Source organism: Variovorax davisae (assembly GCF_030316845.1).
In the GTDB taxonomy this organism is placed as follows: Bacteria; Pseudomonadota; Gammaproteobacteria; order Burkholderiales; family Burkholderiaceae_C; genus Variovorax; species Variovorax davisae.
The window spans coordinates 362175-379004 of record NZ_JASZYS010000003.1; the positions used below are offsets into that span (position 1 = coordinate 362175).

General features: G+C 65.3%; 18 protein-coding genes and 1 pseudogene. 13 read left to right on the top strand and 6 right to left on the bottom strand.

Annotated elements, in window-relative coordinates; genetic code table 11:
• Positions 1 to 14: 14 nt before the first annotated feature.
• The 3 genes from QTI33_RS09195 to QTI33_RS09205 are packed head-to-tail and all read left to right on the top strand — an operon-like array spanning position 15 to position 2571.
• The gene (locus tag QTI33_RS09195; protein WP_286505484.1) at positions 15 to 1049 is read left to right on the top strand and encodes a Bug family tripartite tricarboxylate transporter substrate binding protein; all 1035 of its coding nucleotides are present in this window, start codon (positions 15 to 17) and stop codon (positions 1047 to 1049) included.
• Positions 1050 to 1056: 7 nt separating this feature from the next.
• Positions 1057 to 1755 (top strand): RraA family protein, encoded by a 699-nt coding sequence (locus tag QTI33_RS09200; RefSeq protein ID WP_286505485.1) that lies wholly within the window; start codon positions 1057 to 1059, stop codon positions 1753 to 1755.
• A gap of 21 nt (positions 1756 to 1776) precedes the next feature.
• Complete coding sequence (locus QTI33_RS09205) at positions 1777 to 2571, top strand: HpcH/HpaI aldolase family protein (RefSeq protein ID WP_286505486.1); 795 nt, start codon at positions 1777 to 1779, stop codon at positions 2569 to 2571.
• Between the two features lie 378 nt (positions 2572 to 2949).
• Here the strand turns inward: QTI33_RS09205 and QTI33_RS09210 are convergent, their stop codons facing one another.
• Together QTI33_RS09210 and QTI33_RS09215 are read right to left on the bottom strand one after the other, a co-directional pair.
• Positions 2950 to 4116: a hypothetical protein gene (locus QTI33_RS09210; RefSeq protein ID WP_286505487.1), complete on the bottom strand. Its 1167-nt coding sequence runs from the start codon at positions 4114 to 4116 to the stop codon at positions 2950 to 2952.
• Between the two features lie 182 nt (positions 4117 to 4298).
• Complete coding sequence (locus QTI33_RS09215) at positions 4299 to 4823, bottom strand: hypothetical protein (protein WP_286505488.1); 525 nt, start codon at positions 4821 to 4823, stop codon at positions 4299 to 4301.
• A 622-nt stretch (positions 4824 to 5445) separates the two neighbouring features.
• Here QTI33_RS09215 and QTI33_RS09220 point away from each other — a divergent pair.
• Positions 5446 to 5952, top strand: a complete 507-nt coding sequence (locus tag QTI33_RS09220) for a DUF2867 domain-containing protein (RefSeq protein WP_286505489.1) — start codon at positions 5446 to 5448, stop codon at positions 5950 to 5952.
• 220 nt (positions 5953 to 6172) lie between these two features.
• On the opposite strand, the gene QTI33_RS09225 is transcribed toward QTI33_RS09220, so the two are convergent.
• On the bottom strand, positions 6173 to 6982 hold the full coding sequence (locus QTI33_RS09225) for an alpha/beta fold hydrolase (protein WP_286505491.1): 810 nt from the start codon (positions 6980 to 6982) through the stop codon (positions 6173 to 6175).
• 31 nt (positions 6983 to 7013) lie between these two features.
• On the bottom strand, positions 7014 to 8072 hold the full coding sequence (locus QTI33_RS09230; RefSeq protein WP_286505492.1) for a DODA-type extradiol aromatic ring-opening family dioxygenase: 1059 nt from the start codon (positions 8070 to 8072) through the stop codon (positions 7014 to 7016).
• 108 nt (positions 8073 to 8180) lie between these two features.
• Between QTI33_RS09230 and QTI33_RS09235 the strand changes: the two genes are divergently transcribed.
• Entirely contained in the window at positions 8181 to 9146 is a 966-nt protein-coding gene (locus tag QTI33_RS09235) for a LysR substrate-binding domain-containing protein (protein WP_286505493.1), read from the top strand.
• A gap of 27 nt (positions 9147 to 9173) precedes the next feature.
• On the opposite strand, the gene QTI33_RS09240 is transcribed toward QTI33_RS09235, so the two are convergent.
• Entirely contained in the window at positions 9174 to 9989 is an 816-nt protein-coding gene (locus tag QTI33_RS09240; protein ID WP_286505494.1) for an aspartate dehydrogenase, read from the bottom strand.
• A gap of 277 nt (positions 9990 to 10266) precedes the next feature.
• Here QTI33_RS09240 and QTI33_RS09245 point away from each other — a divergent pair, with 277 nt between their 5' ends.
• The 8 genes and pseudogenes from QTI33_RS09245 (at position 10267) to QTI33_RS09280 (ending at position 15661) form a co-directional block, all read left to right on the top strand.
• Positions 10267 to 11052: an SDR family oxidoreductase gene (locus QTI33_RS09245; protein ID WP_286505495.1), complete on the top strand. Its 786-nt coding sequence runs from the start codon at positions 10267 to 10269 to the stop codon at positions 11050 to 11052.
• 63 nt (positions 11053 to 11115) lie between these two features.
• Positions 11116 to 11751 (top strand): RraA family protein, encoded by a 636-nt coding sequence (locus QTI33_RS09250; RefSeq protein WP_286505496.1) that lies wholly within the window; start codon positions 11116 to 11118, stop codon positions 11749 to 11751.
• Between the two features lie 51 nt (positions 11752 to 11802).
• Complete coding sequence (locus QTI33_RS09255; RefSeq protein ID WP_286505497.1) at positions 11803 to 12834, top strand: ABC transporter substrate-binding protein; 1032 nt, start codon at positions 11803 to 11805, stop codon at positions 12832 to 12834.
• On the top strand, positions 12834 to 13631 hold the full coding sequence (locus tag QTI33_RS09260; protein ID WP_286373757.1) for an ABC transporter ATP-binding protein: 798 nt from the start codon (positions 12834 to 12836) through the stop codon (positions 13629 to 13631). Before QTI33_RS09255 ends, QTI33_RS09260 begins: the two co-directional genes overlap by 1 nt.
• Positions 13628 to 14461 (top strand): ABC transporter permease, encoded by an 834-nt coding sequence (locus QTI33_RS09265; protein WP_286505498.1) that lies wholly within the window; start codon positions 13628 to 13630, stop codon positions 14459 to 14461. The genes QTI33_RS09260 and QTI33_RS09265 overlap by 4 nt, the downstream gene beginning before the upstream one ends.
• A gap of 75 nt (positions 14462 to 14536) precedes the next feature.
• Positions 14537 to 14797, top strand: a pseudogene (locus QTI33_RS09270) (electron transfer flavoprotein subunit alpha/FixB family protein); the annotation flags it as partial.
• 187 nt (positions 14798 to 14984) lie between these two features.
• Complete coding sequence (locus QTI33_RS09275) at positions 14985 to 15251, top strand: antitoxin (protein WP_286505499.1); 267 nt, start codon at positions 14985 to 14987, stop codon at positions 15249 to 15251.
• A complete protein-coding gene (locus tag QTI33_RS09280) occupies positions 15248 to 15661 on the top strand; it encodes a type II toxin-antitoxin system VapC family toxin (protein WP_286505500.1) in 414 nt (137 codons plus the stop codon). Before QTI33_RS09275 ends, QTI33_RS09280 begins: the two co-directional genes overlap by 4 nt.
• 92 nt (positions 15662 to 15753) lie before the next feature.
• On the opposite strand, the gene QTI33_RS09285 is transcribed toward QTI33_RS09280, so the two are convergent.
• Positions 15754 to 16581: an autotransporter family protein gene (locus tag QTI33_RS09285; protein WP_286505755.1), complete on the bottom strand. Its 828-nt coding sequence runs from the start codon at positions 16579 to 16581 to the stop codon at positions 15754 to 15756.
• Between the last annotated feature and the right edge of the window lie 249 nt (positions 16582 to 16830).

Below are 16830 nucleotides of genomic sequence, written 5' to 3' on the forward strand. Positions count from 1 at the left end.
CCGGACCCATCGACATGAAGAACAGAACTCCTTTCCCGCCGCTCACCCGCGGCGCCCTGCTGCGGCGTGCGGCCGCGGCACTTTCGGCGCTGGCGTTCGGCGGCGCCGCCATCGCACAGGCTGCGCCCGCGGCCGCTGGCCCGGGTGGTTACCCGGCGACCGGCCGCGTGGTGATCGTCGTGCCCTTCGCGGCCGGCGGCGCCACCGACATCGTGGCGCGTCTGGTCGCCGACGAGCTTGGCAAGCGCTGGGGCACGGCGGTCGTGGTGGACAACAAGGCCGGCGCGGGCGGTGGCATCGGCACCGAATTCGTCGCGCGCGCGAAGCCCGACGGGTACACGCTGCTGCTCGGCACCCAGACCGCGCTGTCCGTCAACCCGACGCTGCTCAAGAAGATCAGCTACGACGTGGACAGGGACTTCGCGCCGGTCACCCAGCTTGCGAGCACGCCGCTGGTGCTGCTCGCCAGCAACAAGTCGGGCGCGCACAACGTGAAGGAGCTGATCGCGCTGCTCAAGGCCAAGCCGGATGCGCTGTCCTACGGCACCAGCGGCAACGGGACCTCGCAGCACCTGACCACCCTCATGATGCTCAACCGCATCGGCGCCAAGGCCGTGCATGTGCCGTACAAGGGCAGCAGCCAGTCGCTGGTCGACCTTGCCGGCAACCAGATCGACATGCAGTTCGACAACATGACGACGGCGCTCGCCTTCGCGAAGAACGGCCAGGCCAAGGCGCTCGCCGTGACCAGCCTCGCCCGCTCGCCGCTGCAGCCAGAGCTGCCGACGCTCGCGGAATCGGGCGTGCCCGGCTTCGAGGCCGTGACCTGGCTCGGCCTGCTGGCACCCGCCAACACGCCGCCCGCAGTGGTGAACTGGCTCAACAAGGAAGTGGTCTCGGTGCTCGAATCGCCGGCGGTCACGAGCCGCCTGGCGGGCCAGGGCTTCACGCCCAAGCCGATGACGCCGGAGGCATTCCGCAAGTTCATCCAGGCGGAGACCGTCAAGTTTTCCGAGCTGATCAAGGCCAACAACATCACGGTCGACTAGTTTGATGATGCTTACCAGCGAACTGATCCGCAAGCTGCGCTCGGTCGACACGCCGACGATCTGCAATGCGCTCGAACTCGCCATGGGCGGCCGCAGCGCGCAGGGCTTTACCTACGGCACGCTGGTCGCAGCGCCACAACCCCTGGCGCCCATGGTCGGCTTCGCGCGCACCGCGCGCATCCGCGCCGCAGCGCCCTCCCCGCTTCCAGCCGCGGAACTGCGCCGGCTGCGGCTCGACTACTACCGCCATGTCGCGCCGGCGCCGGGCCTGCCGACCCTCGTCGTGATGCAGGACCTCGACGAGCGCCGTGGCACCGGATCGTTCTGGGGCGAGGTCAACTCGGCGGTGCATCAGGCGCTGGGCGTCGCGGGCGTCCTGACCGACGGCTCGGTGCGCGACCTCGGCGATCTCGCGCCAGACTTTCCGATCCTGGCGGGCAGCGTCGGCCCTTCGCATGCTTTCGTGCACGTGGTGGACATCGGCGAGCCCGTCGAAGTGTTCGGCTTGTGCATCGCGAACGGCGACCTGGTCCACGCCGACCGCCACGGCGCGGTCCGGATCGCGCCCGAACACCTGCACGCGCTGCCGGGCTGCATCGACCTCGTCCAGCGCAAGGAGGCGCCGTTGCTGAAGGCCGCGCGCAGCGGCTCCTTCGACCTCGCTGCGCTCGAGCGGGCGCTGCACGCGGCCGACGACATCCACTGACCCACCCGACAAGCACACACCATGGACATCCGTCATCCTCTCGACACGCGCCTGCCGGCCATGCTGCGCAGCGGCCGACCCTTGCGTGCGATCTTCAATTCACTGCCCAGCGCTGCCATCGTCGAGATGTGCGGCTATGCCGGCTTCGACTTCGTCGTGATCGACAACGAGCACGGCAGCGCAGGCCACGAGACCACCGAACACATGCTGCGCGCCGCGCGCGCGAGCGGCATCGTGCCCGTGGTGCGCTGCCTGCGCCAGGACATCGCGCGCGTGCTCGACATGGGGGCGAGCGCAGTGCAGATCCCGATGGTCGAAAGCGCCGACGAGGCGCGCGACCTGGTGCAACAGGTGCGTTACCCGGGCGTCGGGCGCCGCGGCAGCGCGTTCAGCTCGCGCGCCGCGGGCTACGGCGCGTTCGCCGGCGCCGCCCACACGCAGCGAAGCAACGAGGGGATCGCGCTGATCGTGATGATCGAGACACCCGAGGCCGTGGATCAGGCGGCCGAGATCGCGGTGGTCCCCGGCGTCGATGCGGTCTTCGTCGGCCCCAACGACCTCGCGCATTCGATGGGCTTCGGCAACGACTGGAAGTCGCCCGCAGTCGAAGCAGCGATCGAGCGAGCGCTGCGCGCGGTCTCGAGTGCCGGCAACTGCGCCGGCATCATCGCCCTGACGCCCGAGGACGAAGCAAGGTACGGACAATGGGGCGCACGCTATTTCGCGACGGTCGCCTCGAGCGTGATCACGCACGCGCTGCGACAGGCTTCGACCGCGGGCGGACGCGCCAAGCCGATCGAAGGCATTGCCTATTGATCGACGATGGAGCACGGCGAGCCGTGTTGCGGCGATCGCGGGCCACAATCTTGAGGTAGAACTCGCGCTCCTCTGGCCGCTTGGCTTGGTCCAAGAAACATGAGGAGATACGTCTCTTCGCCGCGCCTCATCTAGCGCCGGCTTGGCCAAGCCGCCCATGGCACCCTCGCCGGTCAAGGGGTGGGGGGAGTCCTTGCCGGAGTCATTGAAGCGGCCCTCCTGGCAGCGCTCGCAGCAGCAGTCGGTTGGTTTGCGGGTGGGCTCGTAGCGCGTTGGGCCCGCAACCGGAAGTCATTGGCGCTTTGACCATGCAGGCTCGGCCCCTGTTCGGTCCGCCGATTCTTCTCTCACACCGGGGGGTGGCGCTGCATGCCGCCTTCATGCGATCGAAGCCGGGCTTGCGCCGCGCGCCGAGGGTGCCGCCTCGATGTGCAGTCCGAGCAGCTCAAGCGACGCGATCTCCAGTTCGAAGCGGCTCTCGGCGCCTGAAGCCTGCAGGCTCGCATGCAGCCGGCCGGCGATCGTTCCGCATTGGCCCTGTAGTCCGGCGAAGTTCGCGTACGCCTCGCGCAGCGCCAGCGAGGCCATCTCCACGTCCAGGCTCGCGGCCATCTTCGGCGAGCGCAGCCGGAGGGTGTTGTCGCCCGCACTACGCCTTTGAAGCTGCGCGCGGGTGCCCGGCATCGCCACCGCGCCGTCGCCCAGCCGGATCTCGCCTTCCAGCGACGTGCGCCCCAGCAGGGTCAGCGCCTGCCCCGTCAGCCCCTGGCCCGCGCGGGGGGCCGCGGCGCTCAGAATCGTCTCGGCAAACGGCTGCAGGTCGATTCTGCCGCGGTCGGACACGAAGGGGCCGAGCGGGATCCCCCGCCGCTCGAACTCGACCCCGCTGACCGGCGCCGCAGCGAACTGGTAGACGTAGCTGCGGCCGTTGGGTGCATCGACATAGATGCCCATGCGGCTCACGCCCATGCGCGAATCCGGACCGACGTGCTCGACCGTCGCATCCCTGAAATCTATGCGACCCGCTCGGATGGGAATCGTGACCTCAGCGTCGAAAAGAAGCTGTGCGTCCTCGATGTGGCCGCGAATGCTACCCTCCACGGTGGCCAGCGGGCCGAGGAACCAGTCCGGCAACGTGGCCCCGGCCGAGGGGTCCGAGGCCGGCGTGGCGGCACCCGCCTCGCGCAGGCTGTCGGCGATCGGCTCGAGCTGCGACGGTATCTCCAGGGGACCGGAGAGCTTCAGGCCAGTGGTGTCGACCCGTTCCGCCGTCAGCACGCCGAGCCGCAGCCGGCCCTCCGCTGATTCCAGTGTGCATCGCAGGCCCTGCACGGCCACCCGGCCGACGCGGATCTCGTGTGGACCGCTGCGCAGCATCACCGATGTCGCTTCGATCCGGGCGATGCTGATTTCGGGCACGCCGCCGACCCCGGCAGCCCAGCTGACTCCTTCGAGCGTGAGGCGGTCCCGTTCAAGGCCGTCAGAAGCGCCGAACTGCAAGCCGAGAAGCATGTCCACGATCGAAATGGCGGATGGCGTAGTCATAGCGGGAAGATTGTGCACGTCGAGGGGACAACCGTCGCCTGGGCGGCCGGGCGTTCGCCCAAGCTCCGCCCGGTGCTGTCGGCGCGCCGGAGAGCCTGCGCGGGCCGCAGCAGCCGCCGCCGCGAACCCTGCCCGGCGCGGGAAAGTCGATCTGGACCGTGCGGCTCACCGGCACGGGCGGATCAGCGGCGCGGCGCGGACAGGGCGAGCAGCAACGCCGTGATGAGCGCGCCGCCCGCAGCGGCGCAGAGGACTGCCTTGATCGGCTCGTCCATCACGTGTTGCTGTCCTTTCACGCGCAGGTCGCCCGCCTGCTCCTTCAGGCCCCGAATCTTCTCGCCGGCCGCATTGCGGGCGTAGGTCCTGGCGGAGTCTGCGACGCGGCCGGCCTTGCGCTTGGCATCCTGGAGGTGGTCTTGAGCGGCATTCGACGTCTCGCGCCCGATGGCATCGGCATCGGCCATGCTGCGGCGCATCGACGAACCCTCATCGGTATCGGGCTGGGTGTCCGAAGAGCCGCCGTGCGGCGACGTGGTGCCCTGTGCGGTAACCTGCTGAGACTGTTCGGATTCTTGCCCGGCCTGCCGGTCTTGTTCAAACGCGGCGGACGCGCCTGTGGTCCAGATGGCCTCGGGCCCCGTGCCGAGTGACGAAGTGGAGCGGCTCGGGTCGCTGTTCGGGCGCGAGCCTGTTGAAGGGTTGGCCATAGAGCCTCCGGTGAAGAGATGAAACAAGCCTCAGTGGCAGAGCGACTGACTGGCTCACGGAGGTATCCTCCCGCGCGGCAGCCGCCCGGATCAGCGTTTGAGCCCAAGCGTTGTAGGCCAAGGCTCCAGACAGGGGTGGCTGCGCGCAGTCGGTCGCTGGCGCGCGCAGGAGGCTTCGTCCTCCGCGGGCGGCCCGCCCATGGCCTGATATTGGCCTCGTCCGAAGCGCCACTCCTGCGCGCCGTCGGCGCGCGATCAACCAAGCAGATCATCATGGGCCTCTCGCCGGCAGTGCACTCGGCGGACGCCGCAGCGACGGATCGCGCGGCGGCAGCATTCAGCCCGGTCCTGATCGCCTTGCCGGTGGTCCTCAACATGCTGAGCCAGCGTGGCCAGCGGGCGGCCCCGGTGCGGGTCCTGCCGTGCGGAAATCGAAGTTTTCAGCCCTGCGCGAGCACGACGAGCTTTTGCATCTCCATGGACGGAACTGGTGGAATTCGGAATGCAGCCACTTCGCAGCCCACGTCTGAACACCCGAATGGCCGCTTCGGAGTTGCTCGAAGGTGGCATCGCGCAACTGCAGAGACGCCGTGGCGCACAATGCCACCAAAGGTCGACATCCATGGCTCCTTTGCGCGCTTACCCTATCGCCTTGCCGTCCGAGGTTCTTGTCGCGGCGCTCTACCCAGGCGCATTCCTCGCCGATGCCTATGCCATCGACCTGCCGTCGGGCGCGAGCTCGGGCATGCTGAAGCTCGCACGGTTTGCGCTTGAGCGACAGGCGCCCTGGGTCGAGCGCTTGATGAAGCTTCGCGATGCGATCGTCTCCATGTTCGGACTCAAGACCGCGAGCGCTCTGCGAGCCGATGCGGGGGCGGGAAGCACGCCGCGGGTCGGCATTTTTCGAATCTACGAGACCCTTCCGGATGAAATCGTCCTCGGCGAAGACGACAAGCATCTGGACTTCCGCTTGTCGATTCAAAGATCCGCGGGCCAACTCCGGGCGGTGACGGTCGTGCACTGCCACAACCGCCTTGGTCGCAGCTACATACGCATGATCGCGCCGTTCCATCGCTTGGTGGTGAGGTCGGCGCTTGATCGCGCTGCGCAGGTGGGTTGGCCCGTCTAGCTGGCTTCCGGCTTCGTGTTGGACGGGGAATCAGGAGGGCCAAGCCGGGCTGCTCTGCGCGTCTTGGGCTCGAACTCGAGCTGAATCTCGTTGATCTCCGGTCCTCTGCCCCTTGAAGCTGCATTCGGCGCGAGTTCTGGCACGTGCGCGTGGGGTGAGAGGGCCTCCCTTGCTGGCGATGCCAGTGGTTCGTGCCCACATGCGGCGATGGCCTCGGTGGTCAAGGGCTTGGCGCCTCCGTAGCGCGGTCCTTAATGCCGGTCACGCCCTCGAGCCAATACGCCACCACGCTGTTGAATGTGTCCGCCGCTTCGAAGTAGGCCGAGTGGCCGACCTTGGGCAGTTCCATGAAGCGCGACCCCGCCACCTGTTCGTGCACCTTGCGCACGATCGCCGGCGGAAAGAGTGCATCTTCTTGGCCGACCAAGAAAAGAATCGGTGCCGGAATTGCCGCCAGCTCCGACAGCGCATGCTCCTGCTGCGTGCCGGCGAGCGTTCGAACGTTGACCCGATTGAAGCTGGCCAGCGCTGTATAGAGCATCGCCTGCCCCGGGTTGCGGGCCCTGAACGTACCGCCCAGCACGCGCTCCTGCTGGGAAAGGTCAACGGTGCGCCGAGTCACGTCGGCCATGTCCTCGCGCAATGCGTCGGTCAAGCGGATCCCGAAAAGCGTGTCGGCCAGCACCAGGGCGTCGACTTTGCCCGGATGCGCGCATGCGTAGTCGATGGCCGTCCCTCCGCCCATCGACTGGCCGATCAGCACGCAACGCTCGACGCCCTCGGCGGCCAATACCTGCTCTAGGTCGGTCAGGAAGGCATCGCGCCCCGAGCCTTCGGCATCGAGCGAATTGCCGAAACCGCGGGCATCGGGAACGATCACGCGGAACCGGTCGCGCCAGGCCGAGATCTGGTTGAACCAGTTGGCGTGATTGCCGCCCACGCCGTGCAGCAACACCAGGGTGCATGCGGCCGACTCGGGGCCATGGACTTCGTAGTACAGACGGCTTTCGCCGCGTTGGATGACTGGCATGAATGGTCCTTGAAGTTCTTGGTCGTGCGCTCTATTCCCAGCTTGCGAAGGCCATGGCACATCCTGTGCCGGCCGGACTGCGATAGCACGGGACGTAGTCGATGAGGTCCATCTTCAAGCCCTCGACCGCGCCGGCCAGCGCCGACCAGCAGCGGAACTCCGAGTTGCCGGACTGCAGCTTTTCGAGCGGCAGGTCGGCGTGGCCCTGCGGGTCTGAGCGCCCCATGAGTTCGAGGAATTCTCGGTCGAACTTCTCGTCCACCACGAAGTGACTCAGGCCGCCGGTCGCCACCACGGCCACGCGAAGGTCGTCGGGCCATTCCTGGATCGCCTCGCGAATCGCCTGACCCAGTCGATAGGCGCGCAGCGGCGTGATCTGGTTCGGCGGGTAGTAGGTGTTGATGCTTACCGGAATGATCGGAAACACCTTGTCGCCCATCAACTTGTAGTAGACATAGCCGAACGAATGGCTCATGCCCTGCCCTGGCTTGTAGAACTTCGAATGCGCGACATCGAAGTCGCGCTGCATAAGGTCCTCGATGAGCCGGCGCGCGTTAGTGGCGTCGACCGGAAACTCTTTCTCTTCCTGCGGATACCAGGAGTCTGCCTTGAGGTTGGGGTCGTACTTCCACTTCATCATGCCTTGAGGCTTGTAGGGAATGGTCTCGCCCCAATACACCGACAGCGCGGGCATGTTGTCTTCCTGGAACACCTCCTTGTGGTCGTCGCCGATCACCAGCACGACGTCGGGCTCGGCCGCGCGCAGCCGCTCCCGCACTTCGACCACGGAGGCCTGGTTTTGCCGATGCCGTGCTGCCAGCACGTCGGAGGCGATCTGGGCCTGCATGCTCGCCGGTGTCTTGGCGAGCAGTTCCTCGTAGCTGATCCTGCTGCCATCGAGATCGTGCAAGGCGTGAACCTTGACATCGTCCCAACCAGCGCGCGCGAGCCAGGCGTCGGGCTCCATGAGCAACGTCGGGCTGTGCGACGAACCGATTCCAATCACTATCCTTGCCATCCTGCACCTTTCAAAATGATCCATTCGGCGCCGAAAAATCGATGCCGCACGCAGGCTCGAATCGTCGAGCATGAGAAGAATCGTACGGCCCGGCGCAGCTCGCCGACAAACGATAAGAACGATGCATTCCAAAAACTCACTCATGGAGATGTAGTGGCCTCTCGATCAAGTCCACCGGCAGTGGCACTGCGGGCCTTTGAGGCCGCGGCCCGCAACGGCTCCTTCACCATCGCAGCGACCGAACTTTTCCTGACCCAGGGCGCGATCAGCCGACAGATCCGGATCCTCGAGGAGTTCATCGGAAAGAAACTGTTCGAGCGCCTCACGCGCCGCGTCGAACTCACGGCGGTTGGCAAGGAGTACTACCTCGACATCCAGCGCGCGCTGCTCGACATCGAGCGCGCCACGGCCAAGGCCATGGGCAGCACCAGTCGCGCGATCCTCACGGTCAGCGTGATGCCGACGCTGGGCGCGTCGTGGCTGATGCCCAAGCTTGCGCGTTTCGTGGAGCAGTACCCCGATATCGACATCCGCTTCCTCACTTCGATCGAGCCAGTCAACTTCCAGGCCGGCGATCTCGACGCCGCGGTGCGCGTCGGCTGCCTGCCGGGCGCCGACTACGGGCAGAGGCGCCCGCGCATCGAACTCGAGATGGTGACCAGCTGGAAGGGCGTCCACGCGGAATACTTGCTGCCAGACATCCTGGTGCCCGTGATGTCCCGCAAGCTGCTCATGCAGGGTGCACCGATCACCACGGCCGCCGACCTGCTTCACTACCCGTTGATCCATACAGCGAGCCGCAAGTACGCCTGGGGCGACTGGTTGGCTGCGCACGGCGTGACCCTGCGAGAAGGCGGACGACAGCTCGACTTCGGCCATTTCTTTATGGGACTCAAGGCCGCCGCGGACAGCAAGGGGATCGCGATCGCGCCCTCTGTGGTGGTGCAAGAGAGCGTACTGGCGCAGGGCGACCTGGTCTGCCCCCTGCCCGCCGACGTCCGCAGCGCTGGCAACTACTACCTGCTGACGCGCAAAGCCATGGCGCCGACTTCACCGCTGGCCCGCTTCCGCGACTGGCTCATGCATGAGGCCCGAGACGCTGAGGGCTACGTGCAGGCCGATGACGAACTGCCGTCGCTCGCCTGAGTCTTGACCCGCGACCCGCCGCGTGGATCAGGTGCCGACGGCAAGTGGGGCGGACATCTTGCGCAGCAATGCAATGGCGCTGCGCGCCGTGATCCGACCCGTCTTGGGGTTCTCGCTCGGAATGTTCGCGATCGTCATCGACAGCGACGCGCTGTCCGAATCGACCGTGATGGTGTGGGTGTTCCGAGTGACGCCTGGGTCGGCCCAGATCTCCATCGTCGTTCGATCGGGACCGATGCCCGCGAGCGACAGCCCCACCGCCACGTTGACGTTGGCCGGAAAGCCCGCGATCGCTTCGCGTGCTGAACCGGCAAAGATCCGCACCGGCTGTGTGATGCCCTCGAGTTCGATGCCGTGCTCGGCCAGGTAGGGTGCGCCCAGCAGTCCCTTGACTGGCTTGCGCGTCACCATCGTCACGGAGTGCACATCCCCTTCGGAAGCCGCAATGAGCGCATCGAGACCCAGCAGCGCGCCGGTGGGCACAAGGATGCGCCCGCCCGTGTGCGCAGCAAGGTCGACGAGCTCGGGATGGTCGAGCAGCGCGCCCGAGCTCAGCACGATCAATTGCTTGCCGGCCCCGAGCACGGGCCGCGCGATGTCTTCGAAGATCGCGGCGGGCGCGCACTCGATGACCACGTCGCAATGCTTCTCGAGTTCATCGAGCGCCACCACGGGCACCTTGATGCCCTGAGTTGCCAGCCAATCCCGCGCGGACTCGACGCTGCGTGTCGACACCGCCGCGAGCACGCTGTGCGGAATGCCTCGATGCAGCGCGCAAGCGAGCGACTTGCCGATGGTTCCGAGGCCGGCGATGCCAATTCTTCGTTGTTTGTCAGACGTCATGACCATGAATGCGTTCAGCAGTAATTGAATAAGACGGCTGCGATCGTAGGGAGGCGATGCGGCGAAGACAAACGATCTTTGATCCCTTCATGCATGACATTCGTGCATTGCAGCACCAAATGAGATCGGGTTTCCTATTCGAATGAATGACCGAGGTGGTGCATGACGTCAGGTAATCCATCGCGGCCACATAAATAGTCTGTTCGCATCCAGACCCCAGACCTACATTGGCCCCGCTGCAAGTACCGCAGCCCCCGTGTGAAGAAGGAGATCCGGAATGGAATTGGGTTTGACAGGCAAAGTGGCGCTCGTCGTTGGCGCTGGCGGTGGCCTCGGTTCGGCCATTGCATTGACGCTTGCCAACGAAGGCGCTGCGATCGCGGCATGCGATGTCGACGAAGTCTCTCTTGCCGCGCTCGGCGAGCGACTCGCCGCACAACGAGCGCGCTTCATCACGGTCCGCATGGACCTGCGCGACACCAACCAGTTGCCCGCCCACGCGGCTCGTATCGAAAAAGAACTGGGTGCCGTCGACGTGCTGGTCAACAACTCCGGGGGACCGCCGCCGAGCCTTGCCAATGGCGTCGCTGCTTCGGTCTGGCGAGACCACTTCGATAGCATGGTGCTTTCTCTGATATCGCTGACCGACCTCGTCGTTCCCGCGATGAAGGCGCGTCACTGGGGTCGCATCATCACGAGCACGTCGTCGGGCGTCGTGGCGCCGATCCCGAATCTCGGGTTGTCGAATGCGCTGCGACTCGCACTGGTCGGATGGTCCAAGACCATAGCCCGAGAACTGGGGCCATCAGGCATCACTGCGAATGTGGTCCTGCCCGGGCGGATCGCTACTTCGCGCATCGACCAGCTCGACCGCGCCAAGGCGCAACGCGAGGGCCGTCCGGTCGAGGACGTCGTGTGCGAGAGCACGGCCTCGATTCCCGCCGGGCGCTACGGCACGCCCGAGGAATACGGGCAGGTGGTTGCCTTCCTGGCGAGCCAACAGGCCTCTTACATCAATGGTTCGGTCATTCGCGTCGACGGCGGACTGATCCCCAGCATCTGACATTCACTTTGAGAAAGAGAACGCATGAATCCGCAACAGAAAGAAGACATCCGTCAACGCTACTTGCGCGTCGACACCTCCAACGTGGCAGACGTGCTCGATGAGCGTGGATTGCTCGACCAGGGCTTGGCGCCGGAGTTCGCGCCGTATCCGGCATTGGCCGGCCGACTCGCCGGCTGGGCCTACACCATTCGCGGTCAGATGACGCAGTATCCGCTGGGCGGAGACGCCGACAAGATGGCGGCGTGCCAGGGCCTCTCGCCAGGCGAAGTCAGCGTCTGGAGCGGCGACGGCGAGGGCATCTGCTACTTCGGCGAGCTGATCGCGATTGGCATGAAGGAACGCGGCTGCGTCGGTGCGCTGGTCGATGGCGGCGTGCGCGACGTCCGCTGGATCGCCGAGCAGGATTACCCGGTCTATGCGCGCTACCGCACGCCGGTGCAGTCGATCGGCCGATGGAAGGTCAATGGCTGCCAAGTGGCGGTCTCGCTGCGCGGCGCGACGAGCAAGTTCGTGACCGTGAATCCGGGAGACTTCATCTTGGCCGACGAAGACGGCGCCATCGTGATTCCTGCCGCCCACGTGGAGCCCGTGCTGTTGGCGGCGGAGGGCCTGACCGAGAAGGAAAGGTTGATCCGTGTCGAGCTCAAGTCCGGGCTCAGCCTGGCCCGAGCCCTCGAAAAGTTCGGCCACGTCTGAGCGCACCCGATCCCACGTACCCAACGCTACCCCCAAAGAGAAAGAACACCCATGGTCAACACGCTACCCTTGCGCGCAGGTTCTTCCACGTCGCGCCATCGCATCTCGCGTCGCACGGTTCTGGCCGCCGGGATTTCGGTGGCCGCGACCGGCGCGCCCTTCATTGCCAGGGGTGCCGAAAGGCTGGTGGCCCGCATGGATCTTTCGCCCTGGGGCGTGCAGGCCGCGATGCAACTGGCCAAGCAAAAAGGTTGGTTCAACGAGGCCGGTCTCGACGTCGAGATCCAGGATGGCACCGGCACCATCTCCACCCTGCAGCTGCTCGGCAGCGGCCAGGTGGACGTGGGCCAAGTGCAGCTCGGGCCGATGATGGTGGCGAAAGAGACGCTCGACAACCTGATGTCGTTCTCGGGTTTCGTGCGGACCGGCGACCTCGCCGTGATGACCGACAAGAAGCTAAATATCACGAAGCCTTCCGAGCTGATCGGCAAGAAGCTGATCTGCTTCACGACCAGCCCGTGGGCGCCGTTCATCAAGCCATACTTCGCCGCCAACGGCATCTCGCCAGAGCAGGTCAACATCGTGATGGTGGCCCCCGCGGCCGTGGTCGCGACTTTCTCGGCCGGCGAAGGCGACGGCTTTCTTTCGGTCATGCCGGATAGCGAGCCGCGCGTGCGCAAGACCAGACCCGTCAACTCTCTCCTGCTCCAGGACGCCGGCATCGCTTTCCCGAGCTACGGGCTGGTGGCCACCAAGGAAACACTGGCTAAGCGCCGCGAGGAACTTCGCGCGCTAGCGCAGATCCAGAAGCGGGCCTGGACCTACATCTATGCAGGCCACGCCGACGAAGCCGTGCAGGCGATCATCGCCCAGCGTCCGAACGCCAAGCTAGACGCCGAGGTGCTGAAGAACCAGATCGACATCTATCGGCCCTTCTTCGAGAGCCCGACCCAGCCAAAGCTCGAGTTTGGCCTGCAAACCGATGTGGACTGGAGCAACGCGATCCGCTCGCTGCAGAAGATCGGGCTGGTCAAGGCCGACCGGCAGCCGTCCGACTACTACACCAACGACCTGATCAAGTGATGGACATTACCGAAACGCCCTCCTTCGTCCACGCCGACCGGTTGAACAAGGTCTACTCGCCGGGCGGTGAACCGGTCTATGCACTGAAGGACGTGAACCTGCGCGTTCGCGAAGGCGAGTTCATCAGCGTTCTCGGCCCGAGCGGCTGCGGCAAGAGCACGCTGCTGAAGTGCATTGCTGGGCTGGAGTCAATCTCCAGCGGCAGCTTGACGATGAATGGCCAGGCCATCAAGGCGCCGCCAACCGGCATGGGCGTCGTGTTCCAGCGCGACTTGTTGTTGGACTGGCGCACGGTGCTCGACAACGTGCTGATCTCCGCCGAGTTCCTCCGGCTCGCGCGTGCTGACTATGAAGAGCGTGCGATCGCGGTGCTCGACCTGTTCGGCCTGAAGGGTTTCATGCACCGCTATCCGTGGGAGCTGTCCGGCGGCATGCGGCAGCGTGCCTCGATCTGCAGGGCGCTGCTGACCGATCCGCAACTGCTGCTTATGGACGAGCCCTTCGGCGCGCTCGATGCGATGACTCGCGACGAGCTCAACTACGAGTTGCAGCGGACTTGGCTCAGCACGCGCAAGACAGTGGTCTTCATCACCCATTCGATCACCGAGGCGATCTACCTGGCCGACCGAGTCATCGTGATGGCGCGCAACCCGGGCTGTATCGCCGAGGAGATCGTGATCGATCTCGATCGGCCGCGCGAACTATCGATCCGGGAGACACCCGCGTTTGGGGCGTACGCGGCACACATCCGCGACATCTTCAGCAAGCTCGGCACATTTCACAAGGGCGACAAATGATTCAGGACTACTGGCGCCGCAGCGCACGATCGCGCGAATCGCTGCTGCTCATGGCGGGTTTGCTGATCGTGTGGGAAGCCGCCGTGCGCATGCTGGGCGTACGTGAGTTCGTCTTTCCTCCGCCCAGCATGATTTTCGCCGACATGGCGTCGGCGCCGATCTACTTTCTCAGGGAGTCGCTGTTCACAATGGTGGTCACGCTTTCGGGCTTTGCGCTCGCCCTGGTGCTCGGCGTGGTGTTCGCGGTATTGATCGTCTATTCGCCGATCCTCGACCGTACCCTCTACACGCTGCTGGTAGCACTGAACGCAGTCCCGAAGGTCGCCTTGGCTCCGCTGTTCGTCATCTGGCTCGGCACGGAATCGAAGCCGAAGATCGCGATCGCCACGCTGATCGCCATCTTTCCGATCCTGGTCGATACGGTGCACGGCTTGCGCGCCATCGATCCCGAGATGATCAACATGGCCAAAGCCGGCCATGCGAGCGCCGCCAAAACGCTCTGGAAAGTCAGGTTTCCGAATGCGCTGCCAAGCATGTTCGCTGGAATGAAGGTCGGCATCTCGCTGGCGCTGGTCGGCGCCATCGTCGGCGAGTTCGTCGCGGGCGACAGCGGATTGGGCCACGTAATCCTGGTCGCGCAGTCTTCCTTCGATACGCCTCGGCTCTTCGCCGCCCTTGTGCTGCTCGGCGTGCTGGGCACTCTCCTCTTCAAGATGGTGGACTGGATCGAAACGCTGGTGATCCCGTGGCATGTGTCCCACCGCGGCAAGCGCAGCGCAGCCAAGCCGCTCAAGCTGCCTCGGCAAGGAGCTTCGGCCGCGGTGGCCTAGCGTCCGAATCCTTCTCCAGCGGCAGGAAGATCACCCGCACGGGCCGCGGATCAAGTGCAAGGGTGCGGGCATTGACTGGGCGCCCGCCGCGCGGCGGTGGACGCGGGCTACGCCCCGAACGACTGGCAGGTCGGCCAGACCGGCAAGATCGTCGCCCCGCAGCTGTACATCGCCGCCGACATCTCCGGCGCGATCCAGCATCTGGCGGGCATGAAGGACTCCAAGGTGATCGTGGCGATCAACAAGGACGAGGAGGCGCCGATCTTCTCGGTGGCCGACTACGGCCTGGTCGCCGACCTGTTCACGGCCGTGCCGGTACTGGTCAAGGCCCTCTGACACTTCGAGACATGTGGAGGAGTTCAGCACCCGGCTGAGGCTCATGATTCAAGCTCATGCGAAGCAGCGCCAGCAGCCCAAGACGCGCGACTTCTTCAAACGCTGAGGGGCCTGGCTCACAGCGGATTGACGGCGCGGGTCAGTGTAGATACACTAGTATCTACACTGATAGCCCGTGGAGCCAACCATGCCGCAATCCACCGCCAAACTTTTCGCCACCGGCGGCAGCCAGGCTGTACGGCTGCCCGCGGAATTCCGCTTCGAGGGCGCAGCCGAGGTCTACATTCGCAGAGACGAGGTCACTGGCGACATCATTCTTTCGGCGCGGTCACCCGTCGATTGGCGAGCCTTCATTCACCTGCGCGAACAACTGGGCCCAGTGCCTGAAGACTTCCTGGCCGAGCGCGAGCAGGCCGAGCAGCATCGCGATCCGTTCGAGGGCTGGAAGGAATGACCCTCTACATGTTGGACACCAACGCGGCGAGCGAGGCGATGCGTGGCCACCCGACGTTCGATGCCAAACTGCAGTCGCTGCCGCCCGGTCAGTGGTGCATCTCGGCCGTGACCTGCTCGGAGATCCGTTACGGGGTGGCCAAGCGTCCCGAGGCCGTGCGGCTGCATCGACTCGTGGACGAATTCTTGCGCATCGTGCCCATCTTGCCCTGGGACGCCCAGGCGGCGACCCGCCATGGCGCCTTGCGTGCCGACCTGAAGGCGCGCGGCACACCCATCGGCGACTTCGACGAGATGATCGCGGCGCACGCGCTCGCCCTTGGCGCCGTGGTCGTCACGGACAACACCCGACACTTTGCGCGTGTGCCGGGTCTGGTGATCGAGAATTGGCTAAGGCCGTCCGGCCACTGAGACGAAATCGGTAGATCGAACAATCATGATCGGTCTATGCTGGCCGCGGGTGATGAGGAGCTGCTTCGACAGGATGAGCCTCGACACAGCAGCTACCAAGTCCGCTTGCCCCCGAGCCTGAACGTGACGGCGCTGTAGCCCTGGCTTCCCCATCGGTAGCCCAGGTTCCCCCAGTAAGTCCATCCCTTGCCCCGCTCGGCATTGACGCCAACCTTCACTTCGTAGCGATTGTCCGGATAGAGGTTCCTCAGTGCGACCTGGTTGAATGCGAGGGAGTTGTCAACGTTGTCGTGCCACCAGTTCACCGTGAGATAGGGCTGCGTGCGCTTGCCGTCGTCGCTCACCCAGGTGCGATGCGTGCGCAGGCCCAGTCGGGAGATCCAGCCGCTGCCGTTGCCGCCGTCGATGCGCGTGCCATTGGGTTCGACGATGTCGTCGTCGCGATACTTGAGATAGATCAGTTGGGCCTGGGGCTCCACGATCCAGTCGCTGTCTTCGCGCACTCTCGTGGCATGGCTGGTCTCGCCTGACAGGGTCAGCACCCTCGAGTCGTACTTGACCTCCGGCAGCAGGCTTCCCTGGACGCTGTTCTTGAACCAGCCATAGGTTGCCCACAGGTCGGCATACCAATCGAGCTTTTTCTCGTCGTTCTGATACCAGGTGCCATAGGCACCCAGGTTCCAGCCTTCGGTCTTGCCTCGTGCGGTCGCCGGGTTCCCAGCAGCCGTCGCGTCGCTGTTGGACCAACCGTAGCCCAGCATCCCGCCCACATGCAGGCGATCAGGCGGACTCTTGTCTTCGTCCTTGAACACCGTCCAACTGGCGATGTCGCCGCCCCCGTGGATCAGCCAATCGCGCGAGCCGACATCGAAGTTGCCGTCTCGCGAAGTGGAGTCGACGTCCTTGCCGACGACACGCAGCCATCCTAAGCGACACGCGCCACCGTGGTGTCGAGTACGCGCTACTCACCTCCAAGAACTGCCTGAGACCGTCGACGGCCGCTCCTTCGAGCCGGGAAGGTGGTCGAGGGCCGGCGGAAGTGGGAGGGCCTGCTCGCCTCCGTTGCCCGGTCGTTTCAGGAACTCGGCGATCCATGCCCGCACCTTTGCCGCCACTCGCTCTCGACCTCGCTCGGACCTTCTCCTGCCCCGGCGCGTTGATCAGGTCCA

What these genes read in the sequence shown, in the direction of transcription:
- QTI33_RS09195 (WP_286505484.1), top strand. Translation starts at nt 15, where the DNA reads ATGAAGAACAGAACTCCTTTCCCGCCGCTCACCCGCGGCGCCCTGCTG.
- QTI33_RS09200 (WP_286505485.1), top strand. Translation starts at nt 1,057, where the DNA reads ATGCTTACCAGCGAACTGATCCGCAAGCTGCGCTCGGTCGACACGCCG.
- QTI33_RS09205 (WP_286505486.1), top strand. Translation starts at nt 1,777, where the DNA reads ATGGACATCCGTCATCCTCTCGACACGCGCCTGCCGGCCATGCTGCGC.
- QTI33_RS09210 (WP_286505487.1), bottom strand. Translation starts at nt 4,116, where the DNA reads ATGACTACGCCATCCGCCATTTCGATCGTGGACATGCTTCTCGGCTTG.
- QTI33_RS09215 (WP_286505488.1), bottom strand. Translation starts at nt 4,823, where the DNA reads ATGGCCAACCCTTCAACAGGCTCGCGCCCGAACAGCGACCCGAGCCGC.
- QTI33_RS09220 (WP_286505489.1), top strand. Translation starts at nt 5,446, where the DNA reads ATGGCTCCTTTGCGCGCTTACCCTATCGCCTTGCCGTCCGAGGTTCTT.
- QTI33_RS09225 (WP_286505491.1), bottom strand. Translation starts at nt 6,982, where the DNA reads ATGCCAGTCATCCAACGCGGCGAAAGCCGTCTGTACTACGAAGTCCAT.
- QTI33_RS09230 (WP_286505492.1), bottom strand. Translation starts at nt 8,072, where the DNA reads ATGCTCGACGATTCGAGCCTGCGTGCGGCATCGATTTTTCGGCGCCGA.
- QTI33_RS09240 (WP_286505494.1), bottom strand. Translation starts at nt 9,989, where the DNA reads ATGACGTCTGACAAACAACGAAGAATTGGCATCGCCGGCCTCGGAACC.
- QTI33_RS09245 (WP_286505495.1), top strand. Translation starts at nt 10,267, where the DNA reads ATGGAATTGGGTTTGACAGGCAAAGTGGCGCTCGTCGTTGGCGCTGGC.
- QTI33_RS09255 (WP_286505497.1), top strand. Translation starts at nt 11,803, where the DNA reads ATGGTCAACACGCTACCCTTGCGCGCAGGTTCTTCCACGTCGCGCCAT.
- QTI33_RS09260 (WP_286373757.1), top strand. Translation starts at nt 12,834, where the DNA reads ATGGACATTACCGAAACGCCCTCCTTCGTCCACGCCGACCGGTTGAAC.
- QTI33_RS09265 (WP_286505498.1), top strand. Translation starts at nt 13,628, where the DNA reads ATGATTCAGGACTACTGGCGCCGCAGCGCACGATCGCGCGAATCGCTG.
- QTI33_RS09275 (WP_286505499.1), top strand. Translation starts at nt 14,985, where the DNA reads ATGCCGCAATCCACCGCCAAACTTTTCGCCACCGGCGGCAGCCAGGCT.
- QTI33_RS09280 (WP_286505500.1), top strand. Translation starts at nt 15,248, where the DNA reads ATGACCCTCTACATGTTGGACACCAACGCGGCGAGCGAGGCGATGCGT.